Here is a 12,886-nt window from a genome sequence, read left to right on the forward strand (position 1 = left end):
ACGGGGCAACGTCGGGACGCGCCGACGTTCGCGCGGTGAAAGGTGCGATGATCGAGATCGAGTACGCCCACGGCACAGAGCAGATCGAGCAGGTCCGGGCGCTCTTCCTGGAGTACCAGGCTTCGCTCGATGTGGACCTCTGCTTCCAGGGGTTCGCCGACGAGCTCGCCGGATTGCCGGGCTCGTATGCGCCGCCGTCCGGCAGGCTCCTGCTCGCCACGGTCGACGAGATCCCGCGCGGGTGTGCCGCCCTCCGGGCGATCACCTCGGAGACCTGCGAGATGAAGCGGCTCTACGTGCAACCAGGGCAGCGCGGCGCCGGGCTCGGGCGCATGCTCGCCGAGCGGGTGCTCGACGAGGCGCGGAAGATCGGTTATCGGCGCATTTACCTCGACACGCTCCCCTCCATGACCCAGGCAGCTGCGATGTACCGCGCGCTCGGGTTCGAAGAGGTCCCGCCCTACCGGCATAACCCAGTTCCCGGCACACGGTTCATGGCGTGCACGCTCTGAGGGAGCTCCGAGGAAACGAGTCGCTGCGTGCGCCCCGCGATCACGATCGTGGTGAGGACCGAACGACATGAGCTCGCTCTATGACCGCATCGGCGGAAGCTACGGCGCGACGCGCGGACAGGATCCGCGGATCGCGGCGTTGATCAACGAGGCGCTCGGCGACGCGAGGTCGGTGGTCAACGTGGGCGCGGGCACCGGGGCGTACGAGCCGACCGATCGAGAGGTGCTCGCGGTCGAGCCCTCGGAGACGATGATCGCCCAGCGGCCGCCGCGCTCCGCGCCGGTGATCCGGGCCAGCGCCGAGAGCCTGCCGCTCGGTGACGGCGCCTTCGACGCAGCCTTGGCCGTGAACACCGTCCAGCACTGGACCGACCTGCGGGCTGGGCTACGGGAGCTTCGTCGCGTCGCGCGCAAGCGGATCGTGATCTTTCTACGGGACGCGAAGAGCGGTTCTCCCTTCTGGCTGACCGAGGACTATCTCCCCTCGCTCGATCCATCGCGAAGGATCTCTGCGATCGTCGAGGCTATCCAGGACGAGCTCCGGCCGGTGAGGGCGCTCCCGGTCCGGCTGCCTCGCGACTGCGTCGACGGTCTGTTCACCGCATACTGGGGGCGCCCCGAGATGTACCTCGACAGCGAGGTCCGCCGAAACATCTCGAACTTCGCGCTCGCGAGGGAGCATGACCTCGCGGAGGGCCTTGCGTCCCTTCGGGCCGACCTCGAGTCGGGCGCCTGGGAACGCAAGTACGGGCATCTCCGGTCCCTGCCCGAGCTCGACCTCGGGCACCGACTGCTGGTTGCCGAGCTCGCATGAGGCATCAGTCGGGGCAGATTTCGCGGGCCTTTCCTTGCCCGCGCTCATGGCAGGGAGATGAACATGGCAAGTGAAAGCGGAAGAAATCCGACGTTGCATTTCTGGGATGTGCCGGCGGCGATCCTCGGACTCGCAGTGGCTGGCGCGCTCTCTCGGATACCACTCCTGGAAGGCTTTGGTCTCCTCTGGATCGGAGCCCCGGCCGCGTTCGTCGCATTGCGGCGTGTGGCGCTACCTCAGCTCACGCCGGCGGCCACCGTGCCCAGGCCAACGCTCTCCTTCTGGCAGAGGCTCGGTGCCTACTGCTGCCTGATCGTCGGCGGCGTCATCACGTTGCTCTCCGGCATCGTGTTTTACATCAACGCCACGCACGCGACACGCGCCGAGTTTTCCTGGAAGCTGCTTCTCCCCCTTGCGATCGGCGGGGCGATCGCGGCGGTGGGCGTCCGGAAGCTGACGTAGCCGACGCGGACCGGTGCCGACGACGAGCCACGCATCTCGCCGCGCGTGAGCGCCGTCGCGCACGTCGTCTACCGGAGCCTGGATTCATGATCTCCGCGGGCTCGACCCGCCGGCACGCTGGCGCGCGCCGCGTCGCACTCCTCGCAGCCCTCGCCGCGCGGGCAGAGGAACGAAAGCGGGTCCTTCGCGAGGTGCTCGACCGCCACGGCGACGAGATCGCGCGAAGCGCACAGGCGCGCGTGGGCGTTGCCCACCCTGCCTTCTCGCTGCAGCCCCCGCGCGCGCAGCCAGCCGTCGGCGAGCGCGAAGCGCCGGCAGCAGTGGTCCGTCTCCTGGACCATCTCGGTCCGCGCCACGCCGTCGACCTCGATCACGCACGGGTGCGCGACCGCGTAGGGGACCTGCGCGATGGCCTCGGCCACGTGGAGCGTCGTGTTCTCGGCGTGCGTGACGCCGAGCAGCAGCACCTGGCCTCCGAGCGCGTGGACGCGGCCCGGGGGGCTGTCCGGCCCGTGCGGGGGTGACAGCGGCTGCGGCGCGCAGATGCGCTCGGCTTGGGGGCCGGCGGCGGCGAACGAGCCGCCGGGGTGGCCGCTGCGGAGCACGCCGGGCTGACGCCAGAACGTCTCGGCGGTGATCCCCATGCCCGAGGTCGGCGTGGACCGGGGATCGAACACGCTCTGTCCGTCGGTCATCGTCGGCATCACGAGGGTGCCGTCGTCCCCGACCGCTGCGCGCAGGGCGTGGAGCAGCCCGAGCGGCCCGCCCTCGACCGGACGCACCGCCCTGAAGGACGTGTGGACCAGCAGGACGCCGCCCGGCCTCACGCCGAGCGCGCGCAGCTCGGCGACCACCTGGCTCACGCTCGGCTCGCGCATGCGAGAGGCCTACCATCACGGGCCGCTCCGGCGCCAGCGACGCCCCCTCTGCGCGCCCGTGGCCTCTTCAATCGTCCTCGGGTCCTTGCTCGGGCACACCCCCCGGGACGCGCGCGGGCAACGGGAGCGTGACGCCCTCGGCCAGGTTGCCCTTTCCGGGGACGTAATTGATCTCGAGCCGGATGCCGTCCGGATCCTCGAAGACGATCGAGTAGTATCCGGCCGCCCACGCGCCCTCCTGCGGCGCCTGCACGAGCTTGCCGCCGAGCGCGGCCAGCGTGCTCTCGAAGAAGGCGTGGAATGCGTCGATGTCCTCGCGGCTGCGGGCGCGGAAGCACAGGTGGTGCAGGCCGGGCCTGTACTGGTGGAAGCGGGCGCCGGCGTACTCCGGGTTCACGGGGCGAATCAACACGCCGGTCTTGCCGCCGATGTAATACAGCATGGCCCGCTCGCCCTCGCCGCCCGGATCGTCGTACTGGCACTGCATCTCGAAGTGCTCGCACAGCGCGCGGTAGAAGGCGCGGCTGCGCGGGAAGTCCGTGACCGAGAGCTGGATGTGGGCAATTCCGGCGAGGTTCATGGCGATCACGATAGCCCAGGTCCGACCGATGGAGGGGCCGGGCTCACCGCGCGCCGGGCGATCCCGCGCCGCGCGCTCGCTCCTCGCTCAGCGTGCGCCCGATGCAGTGCTTGAGGCCCGCCTGGAGGTCGGAGAGCGTCGTGATCTCGGCGAGGTCGAGCCCGAGCGAGACGACCGTCTGGGCGACGCTCGGCCGGATCCCGGTGATGATCCCCTCGGCGCCGAGGAGCCTTATCGCGCGCACGAGATCGACGAGGTAGCTCGCCGTCTTCGTGTCGACAGCGTCGACCCCGGTCAGGTCGAGGAGCGCGAAGCGGGCGCCGGTGCGCACGACCGCCTGGAGCAGGCTGTCCATCACGTCCGCGGTCCTCGCGCTGTCGACGACGCCGATCATCGGGAGCGCCAGCACGCCGCGCCAGACCTGGAGGATGGGCGTCGAGAGCTGCCGGATCACCTGCTGCTGCCGCTCGATGAGCGACAGCCGCTCCCGGAGCTCCTGCTCGACGCGCCGCGATTCGGTCAGGTTGAGGGTGATGCCGACCACCGCGTCCACCTCGCCGCGCTCGTCCTCGATCGGGACGAACCAGCTCTCGATCGGCTTTCCGTTGACGTCCGAGACGTTGTGGAGCTGCTCCCCCTGGAGGGCGCGGCGCAGCCCCACGGTCTCGTGCTCCTTGTAGACGTCGAAGATGCTCCGCCCGACGAGCTGGCTCGGCTTCACGCCCGACGCCGCGAGGCCCTTGCCGTCCACGTAGGTGAACACGCCGCGGCGGTCGGAGGCCCATACGATGACGTCGAGGTTCGTGACGACGGCGCGGAGGATCTCCTGCTGCTCCGCCTGGCGCCGGAGCACCTCGATCTCGGCCGTCACGTCGCGGCCGATGCACAGCACGCCGGCCGCCTCGCCGCGCGCATCCAGCACGCGGTGGTGAGCCCACGCGCACACCACCTCGCCCCCGTCGCCGCGGGCGTGGCGCAGGCGCCGCTCCCCGCTGTCCTCGTCGAGCAGCCGCCGCCATAGCCCCTCGTCCTCGGGGGTGGGGAGCAGCTCGGCGACGGGGCGGCCGATCGCGTCCTGCCTCGGGATGCCGAGCTGCCGCGCGGCGCTTTCGTTCCATTCCGTGACCGCGAGATCCAGGCCGTACTGGACCACCGCGAGCGGCGATCGGGCGAGAGTGTGCATGGATTCTGCCATCTTCAGGAGCTCCGGGCGCCGGCCCCCGCAGGCGGGCCGCGGGGGCGAAGGCGGTCCCTTCGCTGCATGGATAAGTCGCTGTTTATGGCGTTACTTTTCCAGGAGGGGGGCGCATCGCGCAAGGGGTCTTCTGCCGCCTTGGGCGCCGGCTCGACGAAGGACCACGCCCCGATCCCGCGCTTTCGGCTCGCGCGGTCGATGGCGTCGCGATCGCCGCCGCTGAGCTCGAACGCTGTGAGGGGCGACCTGGCGGCTCGATCCGCGTGCGCCGGGCGGCGCCCGGGTCGCGTCGCGCCGCCGGCGTCGCGCTACCGGCAGGCCCCGGTCTCGATGGAGTGCGGGCGCACCGAGGTGTTCTGGATGCTGTTCGGGTCGGTCACCGCGACCTCGCGGCCCCAGCCGGTGAGGCCCGCGAAGGTGCCATCGGTCGTCATGTCGAACGGCCCGTCGTCCTCGCAGTCGCCGTTCTTTGCGGCTCCCCACGACCAGGCGAGCCAACCCACCTCGAGCTCGAGGCTCTTTTCGAGCAGGGCCTTGTAATCGAACGGGTGCTTGCTGCACTCGTACACGGCGTGCTGCGCGAACTCGCCGACGATCAAGGGCAGCTCCAGCGACACGGACTCCTGCAGCTCTCTCGTGATCGTGCCCGCGCTCCCGTCCGTCCACCACATGTGCACGCTGAGCAGGATGTTGGAATCATGGGCCACGAGCGCGGGGCCGACGGCCTGGAGCTGGTCGATGTTCTGCCCCCACTTGGACGCGTCGATCACGAGCGGCACCGTGATGCCGGCCTCGCGCATCCGGGTGATCGCCTGCTTGTAGCCCGCCTCCCACGCCGCGTTGTCCACCACGTCCCCGACCTCGTTGCCGATGTTGACGAGGAGGTTCTGCTCGTGCTTCCGGATCACGGCGACGACATCCGGGCTCGTCCAGTAGTCGACGAGGCTGGGCAGGAGCTCCCATTTGCCCGTGGCGTCGTGGAGCTCGACGATGGGGATCAGCTTGTTCGCGAGCGCGTTCGTGATCGCCTTGTCGAGGCCCGCCGCGGGCTCCGTGGTCAGCCACACGATGCGCACCGCGTTGGCGCCTGTCTTCGCGATCTCCTCGAACTCCGGCAAGCCGTCGGCCCCCGGCAGCCACACGACCATCTCGTTGATGCCGCGGAGCAGCACCTTCTCGCCGCAGCGGTCGTGGAGGAAGCGGCCGCGCACCGTGAACCCCGTCGACTCCGTCACATCGCCGCCCCCGCCGCCGGTGCCCGTCGTGGCGCCCATGCCCGTCGTGGCGCCGCTGCTCGTCGTGGCGCCGCTGCCCGTCGTGGCGCCGCTGCCCGTCGTGGCGCCGCTGCCCGAGGTGTCGCCGCCTGCGCCGGACGTGGCGCCGGTGGCGCCTGCGCCCGACGTGCCCCCGCCCGCTCCGGTCGCGTCCTGCCCCGAGCCCTGCGGGTCGCCCGTGTCGTCCCCGCAACCCACCGCGAGGCCGAGCGCCATGAGGGCTGCTCCGGCCCAGCCAGCTACCGATCGATGAAGTACGCGCATCGTGATCTCCCTTGCCTCTCTGCTGACTGCACCTGGCGACGTATGGCCTCCATCGTGCGCGACCTCACGGCGACTCTTCTGCAGGTCGACAAGAGGTCTCGCATGCCGCGCGGCACCGCGAACGGCGCCCGGATCACCCCTGTGGCCAGGTCCGGGAGGGACGCCGGGCGAGGGGAGAACCTGTTCCGTCTGCGGGTCTACAAGTGACCAGGAAACCGCGCGCCCGGTTGCGCGACCCGCGCGCAAGCTACCCCGCTACGAGAGGGGCCGAGGTGCGAAGAAAGCGCAGACAGGAGAGCACTTAATCGGTTCAGTGTCCAGGGCTTTGATGGGGGGCGCGGGCGCTCGACGCGTCACCCCGGGAGCAGGACGCGGAAGCAGCTCCCCACGCCGTCGTTGTCGCGCACCTCGATCGTTCCGCCGTGCGCCTCGACGGCCAGCTTGCAGAACGTCAACCCCAGGCCTCGGCCGGCGGAGCTGCCGGCGCCCCGCCCATCGAGCCGGGCGTACCTGTCGAAGATGCGGTCGCGCAGATGGACAGGGATGCCGGCGCCTTCGTCGCGCACGACCAGCTCCACCCAGCGCGCGTCGAGCCGCCGCGCCTCGACGCGCACGGCGCCGCGCGCCGGGCCGTGGCGGAGGGCGTTGTCGACGAGGTTCTGCAGCACCCGGCGCAGGAGGTCGCCGTCGGCCCGGACGCGGCAGCCCCGGGGCGCGCCGCGGCGGAGCTCGATGCGCTGTTCACGCGAGGCGGCGTGCGGCTCCAGGATGTCGACCACCTCCTCGAGCAGCGCCGTGAGATCGAGCTCATCCAGCCGAGGGACGAGCGCCCCCGGCTGGCTGCTCGAGGCGTCGAGCAGGTTCATCGCCGTGCGCTGGATGAGCTCGGCCGAGCAGAGCACCGTCCTCCAGCGGCGCCGTTCCCGCTCCGGGAGATCCGGATCGCGCAGCCGGCTCCTGGCGATCAGCATGATGCCGGCGGCAGGGCTCCGGAGGTCGTGCGCGACGAGCTCGTTCAGCGCGCCGTTCTGCCGCTGGCTGTCCGCGAGAGCCCGATGTTGCTCCGCGAGCTCGCGGGTCGTCGCCTCGATCTCGCTCGTCCGCGCCTGGGCATTCTCCGCGCCTTCGCGGAGCGCGACGTTCTCCATCGCCAGCGCGGCGCCGTCGGCGAGCGCCTCCAGCAGCGCCAGCTCGTGCGCCGTCGTCGTGTGCGCAGCGCCCCAGTAGCTCCCGATCGCCCCGAGGGGAGCGCGGGCGTGGACGGGTACCATCGCCATGCTCCGCACGAACGTCGGCCGGTAGACGTCGATGGGGATCCGGGGATCGAGCGCGATGTCGTCGACGACCGCCGGCGCTCGATTCTGCATCACCCACCCGCTGACGCAGCTCGACATCGGGAACCGCCTGCCTTGCCAGAGCGCGGAGATCGCGTCTTCCTGGGCATAATGGCAGAGCTCACCGTCACAGAGGACGAAGGACGCGCCGTCGGCGCCGGTGAGCTCCCGGGCGGCCCGGGTCGCGATTCGCGCGATGCTCTGGAGGTCGTGCGCGCGCCACAGCTCCTGGACGGCGCGCAGGACGCGCTGCGCGCTGTGGTTCTCCCGGAAGCTCAGCTCCTGACCGCCCGAGCGGGCCGGGTCATCAGGGCTCTTCGAGTCCATCTGGGACCTCGTTTAACGCCCGGTCCCGCCCCCGACAAGGCCTGGCTTGGTCACCTTCGTCGCCCGGTCGATCCTCTCCTGTCCGCGCGCTCGTTGGAGCACCACGGTTTGACGTTCCTGTTCATCCGGAAGAAATCCTCCGGATCGCGGGCGCGCTCGAGGGCGACCAGGCGCTTCATCCTGGCCTCGCCGAAGCTCTCGCTCACCCGGCTTCGGGCTCGTCGCCGTCGATGAAGCTCGGGTGGGTCGCGCCGAGGGGACGGGGGCGTCAGCAGGGATCGGCGGCGCTGCGCGCCCGGCGTCGTGGCCGGGCCGCCGCGACGTCGCTCATGTGGACCGGTGACCGCAGCAGCACGCGCCGCTGCCTTCAGGATAGAACATGGCGCTGCAACGTGGACACGGCTCGGGGTCGCCCACAGGTCTGTAGGGCTCCCATCCCATGCGCAGGTGGTGAACGGCCATGGCTTCTTCGTGGGTGGCCGCTTCGATCTTCCACAACAACGTCTCCGCCCCCGGCGTGGGGGTGCCATCCGCGGCGCGCGGCGGCTGCTCGCCGTGGACGAGCGTCACCTCGCTCCGATCCAGGTTCGACCATACAGTCCAGGTGCTCATCGCCTGACGACTCGGGCTGATCCGCGGGTGGGTGCGCTGCGCACCCCATCGCGGCGCCATCGCTCCTCGTGATGAGGTAGCGTATCCGACGCCTCGCCCGCGGCGTCAAGGACACCGAGGCTGGAGCGCGCGGGCGCCGCGCCGGAGGGCGGCATGGGCGCGCCTCCGACGCCGTGACCGACGCGTCGACGGGGCGGTCCCGCGCGCTGTGGCCCGCGCCAGCGCGGCGGACGGCGCTGCGGAGCACACGACCGCGCGACGCCATGGCGGCGAGATGCACACGATGCATGATGGATATGCAGCATTCGATTTGGAAAATGTATTTACAATATTCCAGATGTCCGTCGGATCTACTCCACGCTGGGCACCGCGCCCGCGGGCGAGCTGGCTTGCTGCGATGGGCTCCTCACGCCGTACGCCCGCCCCCCGCGCTCGGGGTCCAGCATCTCCGAGGAAGGCATCATGATCGACACAAGCATCTCGTCGACGCCCGTCACGTCTCGTCGCGCCCGGCGCGCCGCCCGCCACGGCGACGCGCTGGCCCTCTTGCTCCTCGGCGCCCTCGGCCCGGTGGTCGGATGCGCCGACGACGAGCTCGCGCTCGAGGCCCCTGTCGAGACGTCCGCTCAGGAGCTCGCGAGCATTCCCAACATCCCCGACGAGGCTCTCCAGAAGACGCTCGCCCCCCTCCGGGCCCTCGAGGTCCCCGGCAGGGTCTACATGAAATCTGTCGAGGAGACGTTCTCCGCATCGGGGACCTTCTCGCAGATCGTCCACGTCTATCAACCCGACGCGAACGGTGAGCGGATCCGGTTCGAGCTCGCCGCGAGGACAGCGACGGGGCAGGTGGACACGAGCCACAGGTTCGAGTCCGTCAGGGTCACCTCGCGCCCGGGAGAGCCGGACCAGGTCGTGCAAGACCTGGCGAACCAGAGCGGCCAGCACACCTACGAGCTCTCCAGCTCGCGCCAGGGCTGGTATCGCTTCGAGTTCAGGTACGTCGCCCCGAACGCGGGCCGCACGCTGAGCTTCAAGGCCACCGACGTCACCGCGAGCTCCTTGAAGATCGTGTGGGTCGACCCGCCGAGCGCCGCCGTGCAGGTCAAGGCGAGGGTCGCCGTGGATGGCTCGGCGTCCCCGGTGTTCCTCAAGGGAGGCGCCTACCGGAACACCGATCCCGGCCAGTTCGCCCACGCCGACAACGTGAAGCTGAACGGCAACCTGCTCTACCGCCGCGGGTTCGATCAGGGCCGTTACAACTTCCCGCTCGGGCAGCTGAACGCAGCGGAGCACACGCTCGAGTTCTCGCTCAGCGCCAGCAGCTACAACCCCGCCAAGTTCTGGTTCGGCGTCAGCGAGAAGAGCTTCGCGCCGACGGCCGCCAAGACGAGCTGGGACCGGGTCCAGCTCCTCTACCAGGGCGCGATGCGCACGGGCGACTACGACGCCTGGAGCGAGGGCGTCGCCTTCGCGCAGGGCGCCACCGTCGTCAACGGGGTCCGTCCTCCGCCCGTCCGCCGCGGCACGACCTTCTCGGTGGCCGTCGAGGACTCGAGCCTCAACGGGACCCAGAACGCCACGCTGCGGATCATCTCGGACGCCACGGGCGCCGAGGTCTCCTGGGCGAAGTCGCTGCCGTCCGAGCTCGACTACAGGGGAGGGATCTTCGCGAACGGCGGGTTCTCCAGCCGGAACCGCGAGCACTGGCGGATCACCGTGCCGGGCGACGCGCCCATCGGGCGCTACCTCGTGCGCGCCTCCACCCCCTGGGGCGCCCGGATCGGCCAGGATGTCGTGTTCTACGTGATCCACAACCCCTATCCGCTCGTCGCCGGCGGCGCCATCTCGAAGGCGGAGCTCGAGACGTACGCCTACGACGAGGACGAGGACGGCGTCGATCTGCACGGCGAGTACGGCAGCGACAAGGACAACATCCGCGACAACTTCACGGTGCTGTACGAGTGGTCGCCGCCGTACTACGTGCACACGAAGCTCACCGCGGCGTTCCGCCGGACGACGGACGAGTCGGAGTTCTCGTTCCTGGATCACGCGGTCGCGGCGGCGCAGGGGACCACGAGCGAGCTCGAGACGATGCGCCGGCTGTATCGCCTCGTCACGCAGCGCTACCGGTACAGCCAGGCGACGAACCTGGGCGACGTGTCGTCCATCTTCCTGAGCGATGGGCTCGATCCCGCGGAGTCGCTCCAGTACGGGAAGCCCGGCACGCAGCTCACCTCGGAGGACGGTATCGGCGGCGTCCAGTGCTACGACTACGCGCCGGTCCTGGCGGCCATCGCCCGCAGCGCGGGTGTCCTCTCCCGGGTCGTCTCCAGCGACGGAAACCTCGGCGGCTGGGGGAACCATTTCTTCACCGAGGCGTACATCCCGACCGTGCCCCACCACGGCGGCAAGACGCAGAACAGCAGCTCGAGCCCGAACAGCGATACCGATCCCTGGTACGTCTTCGATGCCACGAATCCGGACGCCTCCGGCAGCACCCCGTATGAATTCCTCTGGACCCGCTACTCGGAGGCGATCGCGACGAGGGCGCAGTACGGCAGGGCGACGTTCGTGCTCACGGGGTACAAGCCCCGCGGCACGACGACGAACCTCGTCACCTGGGATCCGCTCGGCCCCACGGACGACGTCGGCGCGGATGACGTCCTGTCCCTGGACGCCGAGTACGGGTCCGGACCGGACTTCTGGCTGACGGAGAGCGGCGTCACGGGCCTGCTCGGGCGCGGCGAGAAGGACGTCTATCGCATCAGCAAGGCGACGACCGGGGCGAGGGCGGTCTCGGTCAGGACGGTGCCGGGCGGCGGGAACACCCTGCAGCCCGTGCTCTGCGTGGGGCCCTACGTCGATCCCAACAGCCCCCCTGTCGAGAACGAGCCCGGGATGGACCCGAGGTGGCCCGCCTCCGTGCCGGTGCGCTGCGCGGATCGGGCGACGACGTATCCCCTTCCCGAGGGAGAGTCGTACGTCGTCGTCTTCCACGATCATGGCCAGCCGGATGACGCCTCCCCCAATCCGGACGACAGGCTGAAGCTCGGAGACTCGGTTCAGTACGTCCTTGACCTTCAGTACTGAGCCTGTGCGGGACCTTCGCTGAAGGATCCACGCTCGCCGCCGTGCCCACCTCGCGGCCCAGGGGCCGCCATCCACGGACATCGAGCGAGCTCCGGACACGGACACCGGCCATGGTGCTCCGCATCGCATCGGTGTCACGAAGTCCGCATTCTCACACCCGGTCCTCAGGAGACCTCCACATCTCCCTTGACGGCGCGATCCTCGGCGCCGTAGCGTGAGCGGTAAATCGCTTTCGTAGGATGCGATCGAGCGAGCTACGGGCGAGGAGGGGCTCATGAGCACGATGGCGCGATGTCGGGTGGCGGTCTTCGGAGTGACGCTGATGACCGCGGCGTGCGCATCGAGCGAGGGCGCCGACGGAGGCGAGCTGGGCACGCCCCTCATACGAGCGCCGACGCTGCAGAGCGAGTTCACTCCGGTGGAGCTCGAGGCCACGATCGACAACCTCGTCGCGGAGATGAACAAGAGCCCGATCGAGCCGATGAACATGGCGATCTTGCTGAAGAACATCACAGGCTTCTTCGCGCCGGTCGCGACGGGGGCGAACCGGGCCATGGGGGAGCTCGGGGTCACGGGGAACGTGATAGGGCCCACTGTGCAGTCGACCGATGCCGACGAATCGCAGGCCCTCCAGGCCGAGCAGATCAGAGAGATGGCAGCGGGCGGCGCCGAAGGGCTCGGCGTCGCGCCCATCAGCACCGCCCAGCAAGAGGCCATCGAGGAGGCCGTCGCGAACGGGGTCCACGTGGTGACCATCGACACCGACGTGGCGGTCGAGAAGCGCGCGCTCTACATCGGGACCCTCAACGGGGCTGCCGGAGCCACGGCAGGCACGACCCTGCTCCCCCACCTGCCCCCGCCGCCAGGCACGGTGATGATCCACGGCCAGACCGTCGAGGGGTGGGCCGACGCGATCGAACGGACGCGGGGGGCACAGGCTGTGCTCGAGGAGGCCGGTTACACGGTCGTGGCGACTCAGGCCATCTTCGGCCCCGATGACCAGGTCGACCTCGACTGGATGCTGCCCCTGTTCGAGGAGGCGGATCCGCCTGTCGTTGGCCTGCTCGGCCTGTTCAACATCTCGTACAGGTGCGCGATGCTCGCGGAGCTCGTGGGCCAGCCGGAGCTCCCCGTCGTCGCGTTCGACTTCGATCCGAAGACCGTCGAGTTCATGCGCGAGGGGCGCATCAAGGCCACCCACACCCAGCGGCAGTACTACGAGGGCTACCTCGCTCCCTACATCCTCTACGGCATCAAGAACATCGGCCTCGACGCGACAAAACAGATCCTCGCTCCCCTGATGCTGGACGACGCGAGCCGGGTGAACATCGGCGTCGACGTGGTCCCTGGAGACAAGGTGGACGAGTATTACGCCTTCCTCGACGCGATCGGCGCGAACCAGTAGCGGCGGGGAGTCCCGAGGGAATCAACAGAAGGGAAGAGCAACCGCAAGGGCCCAAGGGGACGACAAGAAACGATCTTGGCCCTGGTCCCTTGCGGTTTCTCTCTTTCCCGCGCTCCTTGCCCCTGGAGCTTGCCTCCGG

Annotated in this window: 12 protein-coding genes; 6 read left to right on the forward strand and 6 right to left on the reverse strand. The window is 69.8% G+C overall.

Annotated elements, in window-relative coordinates; genetic code table 11:
• Positions 1–35: 35 nt before the first annotated feature.
• From WMF24_RS44245 to WMF24_RS44255, 3 genes are all read left to right on the forward strand, one after another.
• Positions 36–512: a GNAT family N-acetyltransferase gene (locus WMF24_RS44245; RefSeq protein ID WP_437733509.1), complete on the forward strand. Its 477-nt coding sequence runs from the start codon at positions 36–38 to the stop codon at positions 510–512.
• A 67-nt stretch (positions 513–579) separates the two neighbouring features.
• Complete coding sequence (locus WMF24_RS44250) at positions 580–1,326, forward strand: class I SAM-dependent methyltransferase (RefSeq protein ID WP_437733510.1); 747 nt, start codon at positions 580–582, stop codon at positions 1,324–1,326.
• 63 nt (positions 1,327–1,389) lie between these two features.
• Positions 1,390–1,788 carry a hypothetical protein gene (locus tag WMF24_RS44255; protein WP_437733511.1) on the forward strand — a complete coding sequence of 133 codons (399 nt, stop codon included), beginning with the start codon at positions 1,390–1,392 and terminating at the stop codon, positions 1,786–1,788.
• Positions 1,789–1,856: 68 nt separating this feature from the next.
• Here WMF24_RS44255 and WMF24_RS44260 read toward each other — a convergent pair whose 3' ends face one another.
• The 6 genes from WMF24_RS44260 to WMF24_RS44285 all read right to left on the reverse strand — a co-directional run bounded on the left by WMF24_RS44260 (position 1,857) and on the right by WMF24_RS44285 (position 7,846).
• Positions 1,857–2,666, reverse strand: coding sequence for an AAC(3) family N-acetyltransferase (locus tag WMF24_RS44260; protein ID WP_437733512.1), 810 nt, complete (start codon positions 2,664–2,666; stop codon positions 1,857–1,859).
• A gap of 67 nt (positions 2,667–2,733) precedes the next feature.
• Complete coding sequence (locus WMF24_RS44265; protein ID WP_437733513.1) at positions 2,734–3,246, reverse strand: VOC family protein; 513 nt, start codon at positions 3,244–3,246, stop codon at positions 2,734–2,736.
• A gap of 43 nt (positions 3,247–3,289) precedes the next feature.
• Positions 3,290–4,429 carry a PAS domain-containing protein gene (locus tag WMF24_RS44270; RefSeq protein ID WP_437733514.1) on the reverse strand — a complete coding sequence of 380 codons (1,140 nt, stop codon included), beginning with the start codon at positions 4,427–4,429 and terminating at the stop codon, positions 3,290–3,292.
• Positions 4,430–4,749: 320 nt separating this feature from the next.
• The gene (locus WMF24_RS44275; protein ID WP_437733515.1) at positions 4,750–5,931 is read right to left on the reverse strand and encodes a cellulase family glycosylhydrolase; all 1,182 of its coding nucleotides are present in this window, start codon (positions 5,929–5,931) and stop codon (positions 4,750–4,752) included.
• 401 nt (positions 5,932–6,332) lie between these two features.
• A complete protein-coding gene (locus tag WMF24_RS44280; protein ID WP_437733516.1) occupies positions 6,333–7,640 on the reverse strand; it encodes a sensor histidine kinase in 1,308 nt (435 codons plus the stop codon).
• Positions 7,641–7,690: 50 nt separating this feature from the next.
• Positions 7,691–7,846 (reverse strand): hypothetical protein, encoded by a 156-nt coding sequence (locus WMF24_RS44285; RefSeq protein ID WP_437733517.1) that lies wholly within the window; start codon positions 7,844–7,846, stop codon positions 7,691–7,693.
• A gap of 254 nt (positions 7,847–8,100) precedes the next feature.
• Here WMF24_RS44285 and WMF24_RS44290 point away from each other — a divergent pair, with 254 nt between their 5' ends.
• The 3 genes from WMF24_RS44290 to WMF24_RS44300 all read left to right on the forward strand — a co-directional run bounded on the left by WMF24_RS44290 (position 8,101) and on the right by WMF24_RS44300 (position 12,747).
• Positions 8,101–8,259, forward strand: coding sequence for a hypothetical protein (locus tag WMF24_RS44290; protein WP_437733518.1), 159 nt, complete (start codon positions 8,101–8,103; stop codon positions 8,257–8,259).
• 455 nt (positions 8,260–8,714) lie between these two features.
• Entirely contained in the window at positions 8,715–11,342 is a 2,628-nt protein-coding gene (locus tag WMF24_RS44295; RefSeq protein ID WP_437733519.1) for a transglutaminase-like domain-containing protein, read from the forward strand.
• A 274-nt stretch (positions 11,343–11,616) separates the two neighbouring features.
• Entirely contained in the window at positions 11,617–12,747 is a 1,131-nt protein-coding gene (locus WMF24_RS44300; protein ID WP_437733520.1) for a sugar ABC transporter substrate-binding protein, read from the forward strand.
• Positions 12,748–12,886: the final 139 nt, after the last annotated feature.

The sequence above is a fragment of the Sorangium sp. So ce1335 genome, assembly GCF_051521615.1.
Lineage (GTDB): Bacteria > Myxococcota_A > Polyangia > Polyangiales > Polyangiaceae > Sorangium.

What these genes read in the sequence shown, in the direction of transcription:
- WMF24_RS44250 (WP_437733510.1), top strand. Translation starts at nt 580, where the DNA reads ATGAGCTCGCTCTATGACCGCATCGGCGGAAGCTACGGCGCGACGCGC.
- WMF24_RS44255 (WP_437733511.1), top strand. Translation starts at nt 1,390, where the DNA reads ATGGCAAGTGAAAGCGGAAGAAATCCGACGTTGCATTTCTGGGATGTG.
- WMF24_RS44260 (WP_437733512.1), bottom strand. Translation starts at nt 2,666, where the DNA reads ATGCGCGAGCCGAGCGTGAGCCAGGTGGTCGCCGAGCTGCGCGCGCTC.
- WMF24_RS44265 (WP_437733513.1), bottom strand. Translation starts at nt 3,246, where the DNA reads ATGAACCTCGCCGGAATTGCCCACATCCAGCTCTCGGTCACGGACTTC.
- WMF24_RS44270 (WP_437733514.1), bottom strand. Translation starts at nt 4,429, where the DNA reads ATGCACACTCTCGCCCGATCGCCGCTCGCGGTGGTCCAGTACGGCCTG.
- WMF24_RS44275 (WP_437733515.1), bottom strand. Translation starts at nt 5,931, where the DNA reads ATGGCGCTCGGCCTCGCGGTGGGTTGCGGGGACGACACGGGCGACCCG.
- WMF24_RS44280 (WP_437733516.1), bottom strand. Translation starts at nt 7,640, where the DNA reads ATGGACTCGAAGAGCCCTGATGACCCGGCCCGCTCGGGCGGTCAGGAG.
- WMF24_RS44290 (WP_437733518.1), top strand. Translation starts at nt 8,101, where the DNA reads ATGGCTTCTTCGTGGGTGGCCGCTTCGATCTTCCACAACAACGTCTCC.
- WMF24_RS44295 (WP_437733519.1), top strand. Translation starts at nt 8,715, where the DNA reads ATGATCGACACAAGCATCTCGTCGACGCCCGTCACGTCTCGTCGCGCC.
- WMF24_RS44300 (WP_437733520.1), top strand. Translation starts at nt 11,617, where the DNA reads ATGAGCACGATGGCGCGATGTCGGGTGGCGGTCTTCGGAGTGACGCTG.